This is a genomic window from Mycolicibacterium arabiense, assembly GCF_010731815.2.
Lineage (GTDB): Bacteria > Actinomycetota > Actinomycetes > Mycobacteriales > Mycobacteriaceae > Mycobacterium > Mycobacterium arabiense.
Genome location: NZ_AP022593.1, coordinates 1,070,679 through 1,089,602, shown reverse-complemented (window position 1 = coordinate 1,089,602; position 18,924 = coordinate 1,070,679). Strand labels below are relative to the sequence as shown.

The window sequence follows — 18,924 nt, the reverse complement described above, 5'->3', positions numbered from 1 at the left end:
CGGATTACCGGCCGATCCGTGGCGAGTCGACGTCCCACCCGTGGTGGACGACGTCGTGCAGGTGGTAGACCGCGATGGTCGACACCGTGAACCTGCTGCCGTTGCTGCGCAGCCCCGGTCGCGACCACTGGTCGGCAGACACCGACGCGTAGGTGTCGGCGACCCGGTGCGCGGCCTGCACCAGGCCCTCGGTGACCACCGCGGCGTGCTGGGAGGCGTAGTCGTCGTCCACGGCGGTGGCGTCCTGATCCCAGTTGGGGAAGAGCGGTTCGTCCTCGGCGAGCATCAGCCGGACCCTGCCGTCGAACATCCGGTGCACGTCGCGGACGTGACAGCCGTACTCGAGCACCGACCACACCGCGGGATTCGACCGCTCGCGCACCGAGGGCCCGGACAGGCGGCGGACCCAGTCGGCGGCGTCGCGGCGGATGGCCCCCGCGACGTCGTAGTGCGAGATCGAGGAGGCGTTGAAACCGCACTCGTCACAGGGTCGTTCGAGGACCCACGTCCAATCCTTCGTGTCCGGCTCGATGCCGTTCGGACCGTCGACCTCGGCCGTCGTCACTGGTGCAGGTCTTGCGCAGCGAAGGTGTCGCACGCGTTCACGTCGCCCGTGCGGTAGCCCTCGGTGAACCAGTACTGCCGCCCGGCAGCCGAGCCGTGCGTCCACGCCTCGGGGCTGACGCGACCCTGCGTCTTCTCCTGGATGCGGTCGTCGCCGACCGATGCCGCCGCCGACAGCGCGTCGGCGATGTCGTTGTCCGTCAACGGTTCCAGGAACGGCTGGCCGGTGCCCTCCTGCTTGGTGATCGACGCGTAGTGCGCCCAGATGCCCGCGTAGCAGTCGGCCTGCAGCTCGGTGCGGACGCCGCCGCCCTCGGGACCGGTCGGGTCCCGCTGCGCGTTGACGAGGGTGCCCTGCAGGTCCTGCACGTGGTGGCCGAACTCGTGGGCGACGACGTATTCCTGCGCCAGTGGCCCGCCGCTGGAGCCGAACTCGGTCTTCAGCGTCTGAAAGAAGTCCACGTCGAAGTAGGCCGTCTGGTCGGGCGGGCAGTAGAACGGCCCGACGGCTTCGGTGGCCGGCCCGCACTGTGTCTCGACGTTGTCCTGGAACAGCCGGACCGTGGGGCGCGTGTAGTCGGGAAGCAACTGTGACCAGACGGCGTCGACCGAGTTCCCGGTCGCCACCACTCGACACTCGACGATGTTGTTCGCGTCCGCGCCGGTGCGGCACTGGCTCAGGTCGAAGCCGGGCGTCTGTACGCCCTGCGACTCGCCTGGGCCGGCGCCCATCGTGCTCGGGTCCACCCCGAGAAACAGCGCGACGACCACGATGATCAGGCCGCCGAGACCGCCGCCGACGGCGATTCCCCGTCCACCGCCGCCTCCGCCACCGCTGGATCGGGTGGTGCTCGTGTCGATCTGCATGCCCTCGTTGAACGTCATGCGCGCTCCATTCATCGACACGTCAGGGGTGGCTGCGCCGCAGCCGCGTTCAGCTTCGCACACTAGGATTTCCCCGTGACGGCTCAGCGCGAAACCGCGGAGGATCGAACGATCGCGCAGACCCGCCACGGGGTCCTGCGTGGCGCCGTCGAGGGCGGGGTCAACGTGTGGCGCGGCGTGGCATTTGCCGAGCAGCCGGTGGAAGACCGCCGCTTCCTCGCCCCCGTTCCGCTCGAGCCGTGGTCGGGGGTGCGCGACGCCGTCGAGCACGGGCCGCTGCCGCCACAGGGCCGGTCCTTCGTCGGCGGTGGGCGCGACGACCCCAAGATCCGCGACGAGGCGTGCCTGACGGTGACGGTGTGGTCGCCCGATCCGACGGCATCGCTGCCGGTGATGGTGTGGATTCCCGGCGGTGCGTTCGTCTACGGGGCCGGGCAGCTACAGCTCTACAACGGATCGCGGCTGGCGGCCAACGGCGGCGTCGTCGTGGTCAACGTGACCTACCGGCTTGGCGTCTTCGGCGGCTTCGACCTCAGCACGCTCGGCGACGGGTTCGACGACAACCTGTGCCTGCGGGATCAACTGGCGGCGCTGTCCTGGGTGCGCGACAACATCGCGGCATTCGGCGGCGACCCCGACCGGGTGACGGTGTTCGGCGAATCCGCCGGTGCGACATCGGTGTTGGCGCTACTCGCCACGCCCGCCGCCCGCGGACTGTTCACCCGCGCGATCGCGCAGAGCCCCGCCCTGCCACTGATCGCGGACCGCGAGACCAGGGCCGGGCGCGCCTGGCGTTTCCTCGAGCGGCTCGGCGTCGGCGTCGACGAGGTGAAGGCGCTGCCGCAGCGTCGCCTGCGCCGTGCGGCAGGCGAGCTGCAGGGGGAGAGCGCGGCGGACAGTCCGCACCTCGCCTACGGGCTCACCCACGGCGTCGACCTGCTGCCCCGGCACCCGATCGACGCGGCACGGGCGGGTGCGGTGGCACGCATCCCGCTGATCGTCGGCACCAACACCCACGAGGCGTCGATGTTCGCCTGGGGCAAGCCGCCCATGCTGCCGACGACCCTCGACGGGATCGAGTCCTACTTCGCGCGCACCGCGCCGCACGCCAAGGACGACGTGCTCGCCGCCTATCCGGCGTACCCGCGGCGCAGCGCACTGGTGGCCTTCGGTGCCGATGCGATGTTCGGCGCGCCGACGTGGGCGTTCGCCGACGCGTACAGCGCGCTCGCGCCGACGCACGTCTACCGGTTCGACCACGCCACCTGGACGCTGCGCGCGCTGGGTCTCGGGGCCACCCACGGCAGCGAGATCGTGCACGTACAGCACAGCTACTCGTCGTATCTCGGGCGCAAGATCCACCCGCTGGGCCGCCGCGTCCAACCCGCGGTGGGCCGCCGCATGCAGCGCACCTGGCTGGACTTCGCCAAGGGCCGCCTCGGCGTGCAGGAGGGCGGGGAGTGGCCGCTCTACGACGACCGCGACCGACGTACCCGGATCATCAGGTCCACCAGGGACGAAACCGTCGCCGATCCCGACCGGATCAGGCGTTCGGCGTGGGAGGGGCTGTACTGAACCGCTCGTCGGTGTAGCGCCGCAGGTTGTGCAGGAAACGCTGGAACAGCCAGGCCATCACGGGCTGGAACAGGGTCATGCCCAGCCGCCCCGCGGTCCCGTTCGGCTGCATCGCCATGACCCACGTCAGGTGGCAGCCGCCCGGCGTCTCGATCACGCGGTAGTCCTCGGCGAACGCCGAGATCGCGTTCGACGTGCTCTGGTTGAAGCGAAAGGCCATGTGCGTGAACGGCTCCCAAGCGAGGAACTCCTCGTCGCCGACGATGTTGCCGCGCATCGTGACCGTCCGCGTGGTGCCGACGCCCCGCGGTTCGGGGCTGGTCCACTCCACGTGGGTGATCACCGAGGCCCACTGCGGCCACGACTCGGCGTCGCCGAGTACTCCGAACAGCTGCTCGGGTGTGATCGGCAGGTCGACGGTGCTGACGAATCGGAACGGGGCCGACTCGATGAAGTCGAGGCCGACGCGGTCACACGGGTAGGTACGTGCCATGGGTAGACACTCTAGGCCCAAGTGTCTACCCCGGACCGTCGCTGGCGGCGGCCAGCAGCGGCACCATCACGTCGCCGATCGGCGTCGGCAGACCGTGGACCGCCGCGCGGCGCACCACCACCGCGTTGCGGACGTCCCACTCCAGCGGCCTGCCGTGCTGGCGGTCGGTGAGGATCGACGTCGTCAGGTCCTCGGGCAGCCCAGCGAACAGCGCGACCGTCTGGTCGATCACCTCGTCGCCCAGGTTCGCCCCCTCGGCGCGCGCAACGGCCAGGCACTCGGCGAGATAGGCCCGTGCCAGGGCGGCGACGTCGTTGCGACGGAAGCTGCCCGAGGTGCGGCCCGACAGCACCATCAACGCACCGACGGCGTTGACGAGCAATTTGTGCCACGCGGCGCTGAGGAAATCCGGGTTGGCCTCGACCGACATCCGCGGACCGGTCAACCGCTCGACGAGATCGCGTCCCGCCGGCTCGTCGGGCAGGACGAGCCGCACCGGGGTGCGCAGCCGCACCGACCCGTCGGGCTGTGTCTCGGCCGAGAACCACACCACGCACGGCACTACCGTCGATCCCGGGCAGTACCGCCCGACGCGTTCGACCTGCTCGACGCCGTTCTGCAGCGCGCACACCACGGTGTCGGGCCCGCACAGTGCCTGCAGCCACCCGGCTGCGGACTCGGTCTGAGTGTCCTTGACCGTCAAGAGGACGACGTCGACCGGACCGTCGACCTCGGCGGGATCGGTGCACACCGGATGCGGCACCACGACCGCGTCGCCGTCGTCGGGGCGCACCTCGGAGGTGGCACGCGGCGTACGTCCGCAGACCAGGACGTCGTGTCCCGCCTCGTACAGCAGCGCCGCGACGGTGGTCCCGATGGCGCCGGGCCCGACCACGGCGATCCTGCTGACGTCGGCATCTTCGCGAGGGCGCTGGTCCACGGGGCGAAAATACCCCCGCACCGCCCGCACTAGACTCATCAGTCGGTTCGTTACCAGTACCCACCCCCAGGACGAGGAGTCTTCGTGTTGCGCAGTCACGCCGCCGGATCGTTGCGGTCCACCGATGCCGGGCAGACGGTGACGCTCGCCGGCTGGGTGGCGCGCCGGCGCGACCACGGTGGGGTGATCTTCATCGACCTGCGGGACGGTTCCGGCGGGCGGGAGCGCAGCGACTCGGGGAATTGGCAGGGCGTCGCGCAGGTGGTGTTCCGCGACGCGGGCGTGCTGGAGCAGGCGCATCGGCTCCGCTCGGAGTTCTGCGTTGCCGTCACGGGCGTGGTCGAGGTCCGTCCGGAGGGGAACGCGAACGCCGACATCCCCACCGGCGACATCGAGGTCAACGCGACCACGCTCACCGTGCTGAGCGAGAGTGCGCCGCTGCCCTTCCAACTCGACGAGACACCGGGGGAGGAGGCGCGCCTGAAATACCGCTACCTCGACCTGCGTCGCGAAGGGCCGGGCGCAGCGCTGCGGCTGCGGTCCAAGGTCAACGCCGCCGCTCGCAATGTGTTGGCCGGGCACGACTTCGTCGAGATCGAGACGCCGACGCTGACCCGCTCCACCCCCGAGGGCGCCCGGGACTTCCTGGTGCCCGCCCGCCTGCAGCCAGGGTCGTTCTACGCGCTGCCGCAGAGCCCGCAGCTGTTCAAGCAGCTGCTGATGGTGGCGGGGATGGAGCGGTACTACCAGATCGCCCGCTGCTACCGCGACGAGGACTTCCGCGCCGACCGTCAGCCGGAGTTCACCCAGCTCGACATGGAGATGAGCTTCGTCGACGCCGACGACGTCATGGCGGTCTCCGAGCAGGTCCTCAAGGCGCTATGGGCCCTGATCGGCTACGACCTGCCGCTGCCGATCCCGCGCATCACCTACGCCGAGGCCATGCGCCGGTTCGGCTCGGACAAGCCGGACATGCGGTTCGGACTGGAGCTCGTCGAGTGCACCGAGTACTTCGCCGACACGACGTTCCGCGTGTTCCAGGCGCCCTACGTGGGCGCGGTCGTCATGCCCGGTGGCGCATCCCAGCCGCGGCGCACACTCGACGGCTGGCAGGAGTTCGCGAAGCAGCGCGGTCACAAGGGCCTGGCGTACGTCTTGGTCGCCGAGGACGGCACCCTCGGCGGACCCGTGGCGAAGAACCTCACCGATGCCGAACGCGACGGTCTCGCCGCCCACGTCGGAGCCGCGCCCGGCGACTGCATCTTCTTCTCCGCGGGCCCGGTCAAGGCGGCGCGGGCACTGCTCGGCGCCACCCGCATCGAGGTCGCCAAGCGCCTCGACATGATCGACCCGGCCGCGTGGGCGTTCGCCTGGGTGGTCGACTGGCCGCTGTTCGAGCCCGCCGACGACGCGACCGCCTCCGGCGACGTGGCCGTCGGGTCGGGTGCGTGGACCGCGGTGCACCACGCGTTCACCTCGCCCAAGCCGGAATCCGAGGCCACGTTCGACACCGAGCCGGGCACCGCGCTGGCCAACGCCTACGACATCGTCTGCAACGGCAACGAGATCGGCGGCGGGTCCATCCGCATCCACCGTCGCGACGTGCAGGAGCGGGTGTTCGCGATGATGGGCATCGACCACGACGAGGCGCAGGACAAGTTCGGCTTCCTGCTCGACGCGTTCACCTTCGGCGCCCCGCCGCACGGTGGCATCGCGTTCGGCTGGGACCGCATCGTCGCGCTGCTCTCGGGCGTGGACTCGATCCGCGAGGTGATCGCGTTCCCGAAGTCCGGCGGCGGTGTCGATCCATTGACCGATGCGCCCGCGCCGATCACGCCACAGCAGCGCAAGGAGTCGGGAATCGACGCCAAGCCCAAGCAGGCCGGCGCCGACGCGAAGTCGTAGCGATCGGGAATAGTCCTCCGCCGAGCCGACTTCTGATGTGACATGACCGACATCGACAAGGCCAAGCTGGTCTCCGACATCAACGCACTCGACGAGTTCAACCGCAACGTCGTCGAGGAATTCCGCGCCAACGGCGGCAAGGTCGGCGGGCCGTTCGCGGATGGCCAGATCCTGCTCCTGCACACCACGGGTGCGAAGTCCGGCGCTGCGCGACTGTCACCGCTGGCCTACCTCACCATCGACGGCAAGATGGTGATCATCGGGTCGTATGCGGGTGCACCGAAGGATCCGGCGTGGGTGCACAACCTGCGCGCGAACCCGCGCGCTCGCATCGAGGTGGGTACCGAGACCGTCGAGGTGACAGCGCGCGAGCTACCCGACGACGAACGCGACGCGGCCTACCCCAAGGTGGTCGAGCAGGCCCCGGTGTTCGCCGAGTACCAGGCGAACACCACGCGTCGCATCCCGCTGTTCGAACTCGTCCGCGACTGACCACTCACTGAAACCGCACGCAGGGCTGCGATCCGGAGCGGATCGCAGCCCTGCGCGCAGTCTCGTGGCTAGTTGTCGTCGCCGGGCGTCCCGGGGCGACCCTGGGGTCCGGCGTTCTCCCCGGGCAGGTTGTCGCCGGTCGGCGCCGTGGCGCTGCCGTTCACCGGCGGGGGAGTAGCGGAGATGCCGCCGCTGACCGTCTGGCTGGGGCCGCTGGAGCCCCCGGTGTCGCCGCCACCGCTGCCCGATGCGCCGCCGGTCGGGGATGGCGCCGTGCCGGCTGGATCCTGGCTGTCGAGGCCGGGCGACCCGGACGTGGTGGGCGGCGGAACGGCCGACGGCGTGGTGGCCGGCATCGTGCTCACCGAGGTGCCGGTGTCACTCGGCTGCCCGGTCTCCTCGTCGCTGCTGCAGCCGACCAGCAAGCCTGCGGCCGCGATCGCCGCCACGCCCGAGACGAACATCGAGTGGTGGAGTTTCTTCATGCGGTGGCGATAACCCGTTGGCGCATGGGCGAACCGCCATCGGATCCGGCGTCACGAAGGCGTCACGCGGGTGGGCCCGGGTCAGCCGAGTCGCTCGATGATCGTTGCGTTGGCCATGCCACCGCCCTCGCACATCGTCTGCAACCCGTAGCGGGCGTCCCGCTGCTCGAGCGCGTTGACGAGCGTGGTCATGATCCGCGCACCGCTGGCGCCCAACGGGTGGCCGATCGCGATCGCGCCGCCGTTGACGTTGGTCTTCGCCAGATCGGCTCCCGTGTCCTTCGCCCAGGCCAGCACCACGGGCGCGAACGCCTCGTTGACCTCGAACAGGTCGATGTCGGTCAGGCTGAGTCCCGAACGGGCGAGCACCTTCTCGGTCGCCGGGATGACGCCGGTCAGCATGTACAGCGGGTCGGAGCCCACCACCGTCATCGTGTGGATGCGGGCCAGCGGCACGAGCCCCAGCTTGCGGGCCGTGGCACCGCTGGTGATCATCACAGCGGCGCTGCCGTCCGACAGCGGCGAGGAATTGCCGGGCGTGATGTTCCACCCGATCTGCGGGAACCGCTCGCCGACGGCCTCGCTGAAGAACGCGGGCCGCAGACCGGCCAGCGTCTCGACGGTGGTGCCGGGGCGGATGATCTCGTCGGTCGACAGCCCGGCGATGGGCGCCAACTCCCTGTCGAACGAACCGTCCTTCGTTGCGCGAGCGGCCTTTTCGTGGCTGGCGGCGGAGAACTCGTCGAGTTCGGTGCGGGACAGTCCCCACTTCGCGGCGATCAGCTCGGCGCTGATGCCCTGAGGAACCAGCCCGTCGGGGTAGCGGGCCGCCATGCCGGCGCCGAACGGGTCGCTGCCGGGCAGCACGCTCGAGCCCATGGGTACGCGCGACATCGACTCGACGCCCGCGGCGATCACGATGTCGTAGGACCCGGAGATTACGCCTTGAGCGGCGAAGTGGATCGCCTGCTGGCTGCTGCCGCACTGGCGGTCGACGGTGGTGCCGGGAACCGTCTCGGGGAACCCCGCGCCCAGCAGGGCGTTGCGGGCGATGTTCACGGACTGGTCGCCCACCTGGGTCACCGCGCCCGCGATGACGTCGTCGACCAGGGCCGGATCCACTCCGGTCCGTTCGACGATCTCGCGCAGGCTGTGCGCCAGCAGGTCGACGGGCAGCACGTCGTGCAGTGCGCCGTTGGCCTTGCCCTTGCCGACCGGTGTGCGCACCGCGCCGACGATGACGGCGTCACGATCTGAAAACGACCCGCTCATGGTGTCCTCCTGAACTCATCGCTGAGTATTCTCGTATGTACCCAGAGATATACCACCTGGGTATAGTTAGAACAACTCAGATGGGGAGTTCATTCCGTGAACCTGTTGCAGGGACCTCTCGCCGACCGCGATGCCTGGTCGGCCGTCGGCCGCTGCCCGATCGAGAAGACCATGGCGCTGGTGGGCACCAAGTCGGCCATGTTGGTCATGCGCGAGGCGTACTACGGCACCACGCGCTTCGACGACTTCGCCCGGCGCGTGGGCGTCACCAAGGCTGCGATGTCCGCGCGGCTCGCCGAACTCGTCGAGGTGGGCCTGCTCGAGAAGCGGCCCTACCGTGAACCCGGCCAGCGCAGCCGCGACGAATACGTGCTGACCGACGCGGGCACCGACTTCATGCCCGTTGTGTGGGCGATGTTCGAGTGGGGCCGCAAGCACGTCGACGACGACACCCGGCTGCGGCTCACCCACCTCGACTGCGGATCCGATGCGACCGTCGAGATTCGCTGCGCCAAGGGGCATCTCGTGTCACCAGACGAACTCGGCGTGCGGCTCGACCGGCGCGCGTCGGCCTGACGCGCGCCGGCGAACCGGGTCAGGCCAATTGCTTGCGGAACTCCCTGGCCTGGGTCATCAGTTCCTCGACGCGCGAGCGCTTGGCGCGGTTCTCGAAGACGCCGTCTTCCTTGAAGTAGGTCCCCACGATGGCGCCGTCGGCGAGGTCGAGCTGGGTCGCGACGTTCTCGGCGCGCACGCCGGTGTTGACGAACACCGGCACCGAACCGGCCGCCTCCTTCACCACCCGCACGGCCTGCGAATCGGTGGGCGCTCCCGCCGTCGCGCCGGACACGCAGATCGCGTCGGGCAGGGTGGCGAACACCGTCGTCCGGGTGATCGACGCCAGATCGCGCGCGGCCAGGTAGGTGGCCGACTCGGGCACGATGTTGAAGAACAGCTTGACGTGGCTGCCGCCGACGCGGGCGCGGTGCCGTGCCGTCTCGCCGACGTTGGTGTTCCACAGGCCGAAGTCACTGGCATACACGCCGGTGAAGATCTCCCGGACGAAGCTCGCCCCGGTCGCCACGGCGAGGTCGATCGATGCCCGGCCGTCCCACAGCACGTTGACGCCGAACGGAACGGCGATCTCGGGCAACAACTCTCCGATGATGCGGGCCATCGTGATCGCGGTGATCGGCTCGGTCTTGGTGAGGTAGGGCAGGCTGAACTCGTTGGAGATCATCACGCCGTCGACGCCGCCGGACTGCAGCGCGTCGAGCTCCTCGCGGGCGCGCGCGACGACGGCGGCGATGCCCGCGGCGCTGTCGTAGCCGGGGTCACCGGGCAGAGCGGCCAGGTGCAGCATGGCGATGACGGGTTTGCGGACGATGAAGACCTCGTCGAGCCAGGTCGTGGTCAAGGTCGTGCCTTTCGTTGCAGGTGTGTGAACGATGTGTCGTGCAGGCGTGGTCGGGCTAGTCCATGAAGGCGCCGCCGTTGACGGCCAGCGCCTCGCCGGTGATGAAGCGCGAGTCGGGGGAGAGCAGGAAGGCGACCGCAAGGGCCACGTCCTCGGGCTGCTCGAGGCGGCGCAGGGGAGTGTCGTCGAGCATCATGGTCCGCACGCCGTCGACCGTCGTGCCACGCAGCTGCGCCTCCCACTCCAATTCCCTTGACTGCATGGGGGTCTCGACGTAGCCGGGGCAGACGCAGTTGACCCGGATGTCGTGCTCGCCGAGTTCGTACGCCATCGCCTGGGTCAGACCCACGACGCCGAACTTCGACGCCACGTAGTCGCTGAGGAACGGCACGCGCCCCTGCTTGCCCGCCATCGACGCGGTGTTCACGATGGCGCCGCCGGTACCGGAGCGCAGCATGGCCCGAGCCGCAGCCTGACCACACACGAAGACGCCCTTGAGGTTGACGTCCATGGTCTGGTCGAAGCGCTCGACCGGTGCGTCGAGGAAGCGGTGCATGAACGAGACGCCCGCGTTGCTCACCCAGGCGTCCAGGCCGATCCGGTCGGCGGTCGAGAAGGCCAGCGCGGTGGCGTCCGACGGCGACCTCACGTCGAGTGCGGCCCACTCGTGCGGGGCGCCGTCCACGGCGGGAAGCTCCGCCGCGACGGCACCCGCGGCGTCGGCATCGACGTCGGTCACCACGACACTCCATCCGCGTTCGGCGAGGGTGCGTGAGATCGCCCGTCCGATACCGGATCCCGCGCCGGTCACTACCACTGTCCTGGTCATCTCTGAGGTTGTTTCCCATCCTTGGTGTCGCCGACGAGTCGTCGGCCGGTCTCTGCGTCGAAGACGTGTGCGGCACCCGGGCGCACCGACAGGGCGACCGGTGTGCCCTCGGCGATTCCCGACATGCGTTGTGTCTCGACCACACTGGTGAGGTTCGAGCCCCGAGCGGCGATCGTCACGATGGCCCTGGGGCCCAGCAGTTCGACCAGCGTCACCCGGGCTTCGGCGTCCGCGTCCGGGACGACCAGCAGGTCGTCGGGCCGCACGCCCAGCGTGACCCGCCCGGGCGCACCGGCGCCGTCGAGCGCCAGCCGTAGCCCACTGCGCGCGATGAAGGCGCCGTCGGCGATCTCGCCGTCGACGAGGTTCATCTTCGGGCTGCCGACGAAGGACGCCACGAAGCTGTCGACCGGTGACCCGTACACCTCCAGCGGCGTACCGACCTGGGCGGCGCGGCCGTCGCGCATCACCACCATGCGGTCGGACAGCGTCATCGCCTCCTCCTGGTCGTGCGTGACGTACAGCGAGGTGATCCCGAGCCTGCGCTGGATCTGCAGCAGTTCGGTCCTGGTCTCCACGCGCAGCTTCGCGTCGAGGTTGCTCAGTGGTTCGTCGAACAGGAACACCGAGGGCTGGCGGATGATCGCGCGGCCGATCGCGACGCGCTGTTGCTGACCTCCGCTCAGGTCCTTCGGCTTTCGCGCCATCAGCTTGCCGAGGCCCAGTGATTCACCGACCTCGTCGGCACGCGTGATCGCCTCGGCGCGGGGGGTCTTCGACGCCCGCAGCGGGAACGCGATGTTCTCCCGAACGGTCAGGTGTGGGTAGAGCGCATAGTTCTGGAACACCATCGCGACGTCGCGCTCGCGCGGCTGCAGGTGGGTGACGTCACGTCCGTCGATGGTGATGGACCCCGACGTGACCGATTCGAGGCCGGCCAGCATGCGCAGTGACGTCGACTTGCCGCATCCCGACGGACCGACCAGAACGGTGAACGACCCATCGGGCAGCTCCAGGTTCAGGTCGTCCACCACGGATGTCGAGCCGTAGGACTTCGTCACGCCCGAGAAGTGAACCGTTGCCATGTGTCTGGGTGCCTTTCAGAACTTCACCGCGCCGCCGCTGATGCCCTGCACCAACTTGCGCTGGATGAAGAAGCTCGCGATGACGACGGGTATGACGGCAATGAGGATCGCGGCGCTCATCGACCCGATCTGCACGCCGCGGAACGTGTTGAAGCCGGCGATCGCGACCGGCAGGATCGCCGCCTCGCCGGGGGCCAGGATGAGCCCGTAGAACAGGTCGTTCCACGACAGCGTGAAACCGAAGATCGCTGCGGCGCCGATGCCGGGCAGCACCTGCGGCAGGACGACCAGCCGAAAGGCCTGCCACCGGGTGAATCCGTCGACCTGCGCCTGCTCCTCCAGCGAGCGGGGGACCGCCTCGAAGAAGCCGATCAGGAACCAGGTCACCACGGGCAGAACGAAACTGAGGTGGGCGAAGATCACCGGGATCAGGGTGTCGTTGAGTCGCAACGCGTACGCCATGCTCAGGAACGGGAACACCAGCACCGCAGGCGGCAATACCTGGGCGGCCAGCATCCCGAACCGCGTGGCGGTGCCGCCTGCGCGGTAGCGGGCGATCGCGTAGGCGCCGAGGCTGCCGACGACGACGCTGACGCCGACGGTGGTCAGCCCGACGATCGCACTGCGTCCGGCAGCGGCGAGGATGTCCGACGACAGCACCGTGCGCCACGCCTCGAACGTGGGCGTGAACCGCAGCAGGAACGGCTCGTTGAGCTGCTGCGGTGACTTCACGCTGGCCAGGGCCACCCACGCCAGCGGGAACAGCACAGTGATCCCAGCAGCCCACAGTAGCGCCACCCGGCACACCGTCAGCACGGGGGAGTCCTTGATCGCCGACTTCACGATTGCTCCCCTCGCCGCGTGCGCTCCAGCCTGCGGAACGCGATCACGATGATCGTCAGCACCACCACGAGTACGACGAAGGCCATCGACGACGCCGAGCCGAGCCGGAAGAACTGAATCCCCGTCTGATACACGAAGTACTGCAGCGTCTCGGTCTCGGTGCCCGGCCCGCCGCGGGTGGTGGCGAAGACGTACTCGAACACCTTCATGGCGTCGAGGCTGCGCAGCAGGATCGCCACCACGAGCACCGGTGCCAGTAGCGGCAACGTCACGCGGCGCAGCACGTACCACCCGCGCGCACCGTCGACCCGCGCCGCCTCCAACGGTTCCGACGGGATGGACTGCAGCCCGGCGAGCAGCAGCAGCACCATGAACGGCGTCCACTGCCACACGTCCATGAACGCAAGCGTGAACAGCGCGCGACCGGGACCGAAGAAGTCGTAGTCGATCCCGATGGCCCGCAACATGTGCGGGATGGCGCCGAGCTGATCGTTGAGCAGGAAGCGGAAGATCAGCCCGACCGCGATCGGCGTGATGAACATGGGCGCCAGCAGCATCGAACGCGTGACGTCGCGCGCCCAGCGCTGCTTCTGCAGGGCCAGTGCCAGCGCGAGCCCGATCACCAACTCCAAGCCCACCGCCACGCCCACGAACGTCGCCGTGGTGCCGAACGCATGCCAGAACGCGGCGTCGCCGAACGTCGAGACGTAGTTCCCGGCGCCGACGATCGACGGCGTGCCGCGGTCGGTCAGCTTGTAGTCGGTGATGCTGAGGTAGAACGCGTACAGCAGCGGGAACCCGACCACCCCGAGGAACAGTGCGATCAGCGGCGCGATCATGCCGTGCTTGAAGGTCATGAACTTCATTGCCGCAGAACTCCTCTCCTCGGGGCGGCCGGTGTCCTCGTCATCGTGGGCCCGGAACTCAGCCCTGGATCTTCTCGGCCGCAGCCTGAGCGGCGGCCAGGGCGTCGTCGACGCTCTTGTTGCCCGCGACGGCCTCGTTGAGTTCGGTTCCCACGGCCTGGATCATCTCCTCGCCGCTCGGTCCCTGGCTCAGCGGCGACGCGTCGGCCAGCAGTTGCTCCACCGTGCGGTAGTAGTCCGCGCCGAAGCGTCCGCCCAGCACCGCGGGGTCCTTCAGCGTGCTCTGCCGGATGGCCGCGCCGCCCTTCTCGGTGCGGGCGACGTCGTTCTTCTTGGCGGTCAGCCACGACGTGAACGCCCATGCGGCGTCGGAGGATCCGGAGTTGGCGGGGATGGCCCAGCTCCACGATCCCAGCACCTGCTTGCCGCCGGGGATGGGCGCCAGCTTGAACTTGCCTGCCGACGGGCCCGAACCGGGCTCGTTCAGCGCGGGCAGCTGCCAGTTGTAGTTGATCATCGCGGCGGCCTGGCCGGCGGCCACGGATCGCTGCGCCTCGTCCATGCTCCAGTTCAGGCTGTTCGGCGGGGCGGCCGTCCGGTATGTGTCGATGTAGGCCTCGAGCGCGCGCTTGGCCTCGGGGGTGTTCAGCGTGACCTTGCCCTCGTCGTCGTAGATCGAGCCGCCGGCGGCGAACAGCCAGTTGCCCCACTCCTCGAAGATCTTGTAGCCGCGCTGCGGTTGCATCGCCAGGCCTGCCCGGTCGCCGACCTTGAGCGCCTTTGACGTGCTGACCAGTTGGTCGAGCGTGGTCGGCACCTGCTGGTTGGCCTGCGCGAGATCCTCGGAGTCGTAGACGTATCCGAGCGCGTAGTTGTAGAACGGCACCGCGTACCGCACGCCGTCGACGGTGGTGATGTCGGTCAGCGACGGGAAGAAGTCCGCGGCGTCGTAGTCGGTGGTGCTGTCGATGCGGGAGTCCAGCGGCTGCAGGAACTTCGCGTCGGCGAAGTCGACCATCCACGGGTTGTCGACCACGATCAGGTCGTACGTCGCCTCGGGCGCCTGGAACGACGACACCAGCTTGTCGCGCATCTGATCGTAGGTCAGCGTCTCCACGTCGATCGTGACGTTGGGGTACTCGGCGTTGAAGTCACCCACCATCGACTTGACGATGTCGGTGTCGGGGACGTTCTCCATCAGGACGCGGACGGTGCCCGAGGTGTCCTTGCCGACGTCGCCGGTTCCGGTGGCCTCGGCCTGTTCTGGTCCTCCGCTGCCTGCGCAGGCGCTGAGCGTCAGCGAGACGGCGGCGAGCACGGCGACGGTTGCCGACCCGAGGGACGGCCGCCTCCGTCGAGGTGTCGTGGATTTCGTGAACTTCACTGCGGCACTTCCCTTCATTCCTTCGGGTGGATCACTCGGTGTGTCAATCGTCGATGCGCTGGGGCGTTCGTCGTGCCAGGGTGTGCGAGACGGGCGTGACCGCCGCGCCGAGGTCGAGCCAGGTTCGGTAGGCGTCGTCGTAGACCGCCCGGCGGGACTCATCGGGCACCACCGGTGGATCGAGCGCAACGAAGCGGGCGGCATCGGACCAGTCGTCGAGCGCGCCGATCCCGATGGCGGCGATCACCGCGGCGCCGAGCGATGCGCCGGGGTGCCCACGGACGGGACGCAATTCCAGGCCGAGTACGTCGGCGTGTATCTGCTTCCACAGCACGGACTTCGACCCACCGTTGGTGATCATGACCCGCGTCGGGGCGATGCCGATGTCGGTGAAGACGTCGACGTGGTGGCGGAAGCCGAAGGCGATGGCCTCGAGCACCGACCGGTACACGTCGGCCCTGCCGTGCCCGAGATGCAGCCCGGCGAACACTCCGCGCAGATCGGGATCGTGCAGCGGACTCTTCTCGCCCAGGAAGTAGGGCAGGCACAGCACCTCGGCGGGGGCCGCGCGCATCGCCTCGTCGTCCAGCGTTGTCAGTTCCGGGCCGCCAACCAGCGCCTGGAACCACCGGATCAGGCTGCCGCTGGTGGCCATGCAGCCGTTCGGCAACCAGTGGTCCGGTACCGGGTGGGCGTCGAGGTAGAGCCGCTCGTCGACGATCTTCGTGTCGCTGGCGACCAGGATGTCGCCGGCACCGCCGAGCTTGACCAGCGCGTCACCGGGCCGGTTCACCCCGGCGGCGAAGGCCGACAGCACGTGGTCGGCGCCCCCGACGACGAGTGCGGTACCTGGGCGCAGGCCGGTGAGTTCGGCTGCGGCGGAGCTGACTTCGCCCACCTTGGTGCCGGGCCGGTACACCGGCGGCAACGTCGAGACGTCGAGTCCGGAGGCCGCCGCCACCCGGTGGGCGACCTCGCCGTCGATGGTGAACAGGCCGGACTCCAGCGCCCAGTTCTGCTCGACGTGCGCGTCGGCGCCGAGTGCCATCAGCACCCAGTCGTAGGAGCCCACGTAGTACGCCGTGCGTTCGTAGACGTCGGGTTCGTGCTCCCGCAGCCACAGCGTCGTCGGCGCGACCGACTGCTGGGTCAGCGCCGAACCGGTCAGCGCGACCAAGTCGACGTCCGTCAGTGCCTCGGCCAGCCGGCGCACCTCGTCGGTGGCCCTGGCGTCGTTCTGAAGGATGGCCCGGCGCAACGCCTTTCCGTGGGTGTCGACCGGGATCACCGCGGGCACCATGCCGGACACCGCGACGGCGCCCACCGCGCCGGCGTCGACACCGCTGACCCGCAGGACCTCGCGGATGGTGTCGACGACGTTGGCGTGCCACTGCGCGGTGTCGGCCTCGGCGCCACCGGGTACCGGGGAGTGCAGGGTCGACTCCCGGCCGGCCTGGGCGACGATGCCGGCCGACGGGTCGAACAGCACCGTCTTGGTGCCGGTGGTACCGATGTCGATGCCGATCGTGTGCGTGCTCACCGCGTGCCTGCCTCGCCGGCGCGGCTCGACAGCGAATCCGCTTCGTGGCTGGCCACGGTCACGACCTCGACCCCGAGCGAGCGCGCCGCCACCAGCGCCGGGTGGTCACTCGGGCCGTCGGTGATGATCACGTCGACCTCCGCGAGCGCGGCGATGCTCACGAACGTCACCCGGCCGAGCTTGCTCTTGTCCGCCGCGACGACGACCCGGTCGGCGCGTCGGCTGGCCGCGCGCTTCACCCGGCTCTCGGACTGGTGGTAGTCGGAGATTCCGCGCTCGCCGTCGATGCCCGCGACGCCCATGACGAACGTGTCGCAGTTGTAGTTGCCAAGGGTGTCCTCGGCCGCTGGCCCGATCAGGCTCAGCTCGCCAGGCCGCAGTTCGCCGCCGGTCAGCACGACGGTCGTGTCGGCCTCGTTGACCAGTTCCAGTGCCGCCAGCAGGCTCGGCGTCACGATCGTCAGGCCCAATCCACGGCCCCGCAGCGAGCGAGCGACGGCCAGGGCAGTGCTGCCCGAGTCCAAGATCAGCGTCTCGGCGGGTCCGATCAGGTCGGCCACCGCGTCGGCGATGTGGCGTTTCTCCTCGGCGGCGTTGGCGACCCGGGTAGCGAAGGAGGGCTCGGAGTCCTTGCGGGACAGCGCGATCGCGCCGCCCACCACGCGCCGGACCAGTCCGAGCATCTCGAGGGACTCGACGTCGCGGCGGATCGTCATCTCCGACACGTCGAACTCAGCCGCCAGTTCGGCGAAGCCGACCTCGCGATCGGTACGCACGCGTCGAGCAATGCGATCCCGCCGGGACTTGGCATCCACCGTCGACGTCACCGACCCTTCCGGGAGTTGGATGTGTTCGAAATTCACATCGTGGCCGCGAAACACAACCGAAACATGCACGTCGCGGCGCGATGGATGTGAATCTATAACAGGTCGGTGTGGAATGCCCACACTTCGACGACGATTCCTTGAATTTCCCGTCCAGTGCGGGCGGCACGCCCGCCGGAATACGGCCCCGGCAGAGCGGGTACCACCTCCCGATGACAGAGATGACCGTGTCCGTCCCAGTCGGAACGTCCTCCACCGAAGTCATCCGCGAGGTCGTCGACGATCTGCGCGACCGACTGTCGGATCAGTACGGCTACGAGGCGACGGGCGAGACGAGTCCGACCGCCAAGGGCATCAACCACGCGATGTCGCGACACGCCAACGTCGAGGTCATCGACCACGACGGCACCGTGACGTTCAAGCTGCACGGTTTCGTCGACGTCGACGCGCACGACCTCTTCACCGGTGTCAGCAGCGGCATCGAGCAGCGGCACGCCGGTACCCGGGTCGAGATCGGGTAGGCGACACACCGGGCGGTTTGCCGATGGCGGCCCCCGACACCGCATCGCCTCGATACCGTGCGAGCGTGCTGCACTTGCGCGTCATCGCACCCGAGGATCTACGTGACGACGTCATCGGGGTCCTCCGCGGCGAGGCCGGGGTCGCGAACCTACTGCTGCACCCGGGGGCGGCGATCGAACCGGAGGGTGACGAGATCACCGCCGACATCGCGCGCGAGTGCGCCAACGACGTGATCAAGCGTCTCAAGGACCTCGACGTTCAACATCGCGGAGCGATCACGCTGGAAGTCCTCGACACCGTCCTGTCCACCCGTGCGCACCACGCCGAGAAGGAGGCGGACGGCGACCCGGCCGACGCCGTGATCTGGGACGAGCTGATTGGTCGCACGCGGGAGGAGGCGTCGCTGAGCGTCACGTTCGTGCTGTTCCTCACGCTCGCATGCCTGCTGACGGCCATCGGCGTGGTCACCGACTCCACCGTCACGGTCGTCGGCGCCATGATCCTCGGCCCGGAGTTCGGCCCGCTGGCGGCACTGTCGGTCGCGCTGGTGCAGCGCAGGGCGAACCTCGCCCGGCGTGCCGCGGCCGCGCTGATCGTGGGATTCCCCATCGCAATGGGCATCACCGCGCTGACCACCATGGCGGCCGAGGCCGTCGGTTGGTTGAGCCCCGACAGCGTCGAACACGTACAGGAGGTCGACTTCATCTTCCGGGTCGGCCCGTTGTCGTTCGTCGTCGCCCTGCTCGCGGGCGCGGCGGGCATGCTCTCACTCGTCTCGTCGAGGTCCGCGGGGCTGGTCGGGGTGTTCATCTCCGTATACACCGTCACCGCAGCCGGTTTCGCGGTCGTGGCCGCCACCGTCGGACAGTGGGACGTCGCGGCGAAGTCCGCTCTGCAGCTGGTGGTCAACCTCGTCGGCATCGTGGTGGCCGGAGTCCTGGTGCTGATGCTGCGCCCGAGCGGGCGGCTGGTTCGCCACGAGATGCGCAAGTAGCGGCCGGGT

20 protein-coding genes are annotated in these 18,924 nt (G+C 69.2%); 6 read left to right on the top strand and 14 right to left on the bottom strand.

The genetic code is table 11. From position 1 onward, the window contains the following. Positions 1-4: 4 nt before the first annotated feature. Positions 5-565, bottom strand: coding sequence for a DinB family protein (locus G6N61_RS06830; RefSeq protein WP_163917848.1), 561 nt, complete (start codon positions 563-565; stop codon positions 5-7). Next, a complete protein-coding gene (gene ypfJ, locus G6N61_RS06825; RefSeq protein ID WP_163917847.1) occupies positions 562-1,449 on the bottom strand; it encodes a KPN_02809 family neutral zinc metallopeptidase in 888 nt (295 codons plus the stop codon). The genes G6N61_RS06830 and ypfJ overlap by 4 nt, the downstream gene beginning before the upstream one ends. A 75-nt stretch (positions 1,450-1,524) precedes the next feature. Here ypfJ and G6N61_RS06820 point away from each other — a divergent pair, with 75 nt between their 5' ends. Next, on the top strand, positions 1,525-3,024 hold the full coding sequence (locus G6N61_RS06820) for a carboxylesterase/lipase family protein (protein WP_163917846.1): 1,500 nt from the start codon (positions 1,525-1,527) through the stop codon (positions 3,022-3,024). On the opposite strand, the gene G6N61_RS06815 is transcribed toward G6N61_RS06820, so the two are convergent. Both G6N61_RS06815 and G6N61_RS06810 read right to left on the bottom strand, forming a co-directional pair. Then, the gene (locus G6N61_RS06815) at positions 2,993-3,517 is read right to left on the bottom strand and encodes an SRPBCC family protein (protein WP_163917845.1); all 525 of its coding nucleotides are present in this window, start codon (positions 3,515-3,517) and stop codon (positions 2,993-2,995) included. The two genes, G6N61_RS06820 and G6N61_RS06815, sit on opposite strands and share 32 nt — an antisense overlap. Positions 3,518-3,542: 25 nt before the next feature. Beyond that, positions 3,543-4,457, bottom strand: coding sequence for an oxidoreductase (locus G6N61_RS06810; protein ID WP_235887433.1), 915 nt, complete (start codon positions 4,455-4,457; stop codon positions 3,543-3,545). Positions 4,458-4,541: 84 nt separating this feature from the next. On the opposite strand from G6N61_RS06810, the gene aspS reads away from it, so the two are divergent. Further along, positions 4,542-6,362 carry an aspartate--tRNA ligase gene (gene aspS / locus G6N61_RS06805; protein WP_163917843.1) on the top strand — a complete coding sequence of 607 codons (1,821 nt, stop codon included), beginning with the start codon at positions 4,542-4,544 and terminating at the stop codon, positions 6,360-6,362. A gap of 42 nt (positions 6,363-6,404) precedes the next feature. Continuing rightward, positions 6,405-6,854 carry a nitroreductase family deazaflavin-dependent oxidoreductase gene (locus tag G6N61_RS06800; protein WP_163917842.1) on the top strand — a complete coding sequence of 150 codons (450 nt, stop codon included), beginning with the start codon at positions 6,405-6,407 and terminating at the stop codon, positions 6,852-6,854. Positions 6,855-6,922: 68 nt separating this feature from the next. Here G6N61_RS06800 and G6N61_RS06795 read toward each other — a convergent pair whose 3' ends face one another. Further along, positions 6,923-7,339, bottom strand: a complete 417-nt coding sequence (locus G6N61_RS06795) for a hypothetical protein (RefSeq protein WP_163917841.1) — start codon at positions 7,337-7,339, stop codon at positions 6,923-6,925. 81 nt (positions 7,340-7,420) lie between these two features. After that, entirely contained in the window at positions 7,421-8,611 is a 1,191-nt protein-coding gene (locus G6N61_RS06790; protein WP_163917840.1) for a thiolase family protein, read from the bottom strand. A 96-nt stretch (positions 8,612-8,707) separates the two neighbouring features. On the opposite strand from G6N61_RS06790, the gene G6N61_RS06785 reads away from it, so the two are divergent. After that, positions 8,708-9,187 (top strand): winged helix-turn-helix transcriptional regulator, encoded by a 480-nt coding sequence (locus G6N61_RS06785; protein ID WP_163917839.1) that lies wholly within the window; start codon positions 8,708-8,710, stop codon positions 9,185-9,187. A 19-nt stretch (positions 9,188-9,206) separates the two neighbouring features. On the opposite strand, the gene G6N61_RS06780 is transcribed toward G6N61_RS06785, so the two are convergent. The 8 genes from G6N61_RS06780 to G6N61_RS06745 all read right to left on the bottom strand — a co-directional run bounded on the left by G6N61_RS06780 (position 9,207) and on the right by G6N61_RS06745 (position 17,351). Continuing rightward, positions 9,207-10,028 carry a BtpA/SgcQ family protein gene (locus tag G6N61_RS06780; protein ID WP_163917838.1) on the bottom strand — a complete coding sequence of 274 codons (822 nt, stop codon included), beginning with the start codon at positions 10,026-10,028 and terminating at the stop codon, positions 9,207-9,209. A 55-nt stretch (positions 10,029-10,083) separates the two neighbouring features. Then, entirely contained in the window at positions 10,084-10,857 is a 774-nt protein-coding gene (locus G6N61_RS06775) for an SDR family NAD(P)-dependent oxidoreductase (RefSeq protein ID WP_163917837.1), read from the bottom strand. Continuing rightward, complete coding sequence (locus tag G6N61_RS06770) at positions 10,854-11,942, bottom strand: ABC transporter ATP-binding protein (protein ID WP_163917836.1); 1,089 nt, start codon at positions 11,940-11,942, stop codon at positions 10,854-10,856. The genes G6N61_RS06775 and G6N61_RS06770 overlap by 4 nt, the downstream gene beginning before the upstream one ends. Before the next feature lie 15 nt (positions 11,943-11,957). Beyond that, positions 11,958-12,758, bottom strand: coding sequence for a carbohydrate ABC transporter permease (locus tag G6N61_RS06765; RefSeq protein WP_407666472.1), 801 nt, complete (start codon positions 12,756-12,758; stop codon positions 11,958-11,960). A gap of 23 nt (positions 12,759-12,781) precedes the next feature. Then, positions 12,782-13,642 (bottom strand): carbohydrate ABC transporter permease, encoded by an 861-nt coding sequence (locus G6N61_RS06760; protein WP_163924639.1) that lies wholly within the window; start codon positions 13,640-13,642, stop codon positions 12,782-12,784. 67 nt (positions 13,643-13,709) lie between these two features. Next, positions 13,710-15,035 carry an ABC transporter substrate-binding protein gene (locus G6N61_RS06755; protein ID WP_163917835.1) on the bottom strand — a complete coding sequence of 442 codons (1,326 nt, stop codon included), beginning with the start codon at positions 15,033-15,035 and terminating at the stop codon, positions 13,710-13,712. A 43-nt stretch (positions 15,036-15,078) separates the two neighbouring features. Further along, positions 15,079-16,575, bottom strand: coding sequence for an FGGY-family carbohydrate kinase (locus tag G6N61_RS06750; protein WP_163917834.1), 1,497 nt, complete (start codon positions 16,573-16,575; stop codon positions 15,079-15,081). Next, positions 16,572-17,351: a DeoR/GlpR family DNA-binding transcription regulator gene (locus G6N61_RS06745; RefSeq protein WP_407666392.1), complete on the bottom strand. Its 780-nt coding sequence runs from the start codon at positions 17,349-17,351 to the stop codon at positions 16,572-16,574. The genes G6N61_RS06750 and G6N61_RS06745 overlap by 4 nt, the downstream gene beginning before the upstream one ends. A gap of 260 nt (positions 17,352-17,611) precedes the next feature. On the opposite strand from G6N61_RS06745, the gene G6N61_RS06740 reads away from it, so the two are divergent. Then, positions 17,612-17,920, top strand: a complete 309-nt coding sequence (locus tag G6N61_RS06740) for a hypothetical protein (RefSeq protein ID WP_163917832.1) — start codon at positions 17,612-17,614, stop codon at positions 17,918-17,920. Between the two features lie 65 nt (positions 17,921-17,985). Further along, a complete protein-coding gene (locus G6N61_RS06735; RefSeq protein WP_163917831.1) occupies positions 17,986-18,915 on the top strand; it encodes a DUF389 domain-containing protein in 930 nt (309 codons plus the stop codon). Positions 18,916-18,924 lie beyond the last annotated feature (9 nt).

What these genes read in the sequence shown, in the direction of transcription:
- ypfJ (WP_163917847.1), bottom strand. Translation starts at nt 1,449, where the DNA reads ATGACGTTCAACGAGGGCATGCAGATCGACACGAGCACCACCCGATCC.
- G6N61_RS06815 (WP_163917845.1), bottom strand. Translation starts at nt 3,517, where the DNA reads ATGGCACGTACCTACCCGTGTGACCGCGTCGGCCTCGACTTCATCGAG.
- G6N61_RS06800 (WP_163917842.1), top strand. Translation starts at nt 6,405, where the DNA reads ATGACCGACATCGACAAGGCCAAGCTGGTCTCCGACATCAACGCACTC.
- G6N61_RS06795 (WP_163917841.1), bottom strand. Translation starts at nt 7,339, where the DNA reads ATGAAGAAACTCCACCACTCGATGTTCGTCTCGGGCGTGGCGGCGATC.
- G6N61_RS06790 (WP_163917840.1), bottom strand. Translation starts at nt 8,611, where the DNA reads ATGAGCGGGTCGTTTTCAGATCGTGACGCCGTCATCGTCGGCGCGGTG.
- G6N61_RS06775 (WP_163917837.1), bottom strand. Translation starts at nt 10,857, where the DNA reads ATGACCAGGACAGTGGTAGTGACCGGCGCGGGATCCGGTATCGGACGG.
- G6N61_RS06770 (WP_163917836.1), bottom strand. Translation starts at nt 11,942, where the DNA reads ATGGCAACGGTTCACTTCTCGGGCGTGACGAAGTCCTACGGCTCGACA.
- G6N61_RS06760 (WP_163924639.1), bottom strand. Translation starts at nt 13,642, where the DNA reads ATGACCTTCAAGCACGGCATGATCGCGCCGCTGATCGCACTGTTCCTC.
- G6N61_RS06740 (WP_163917832.1), top strand. Translation starts at nt 17,612, where the DNA reads ATGACAGAGATGACCGTGTCCGTCCCAGTCGGAACGTCCTCCACCGAA.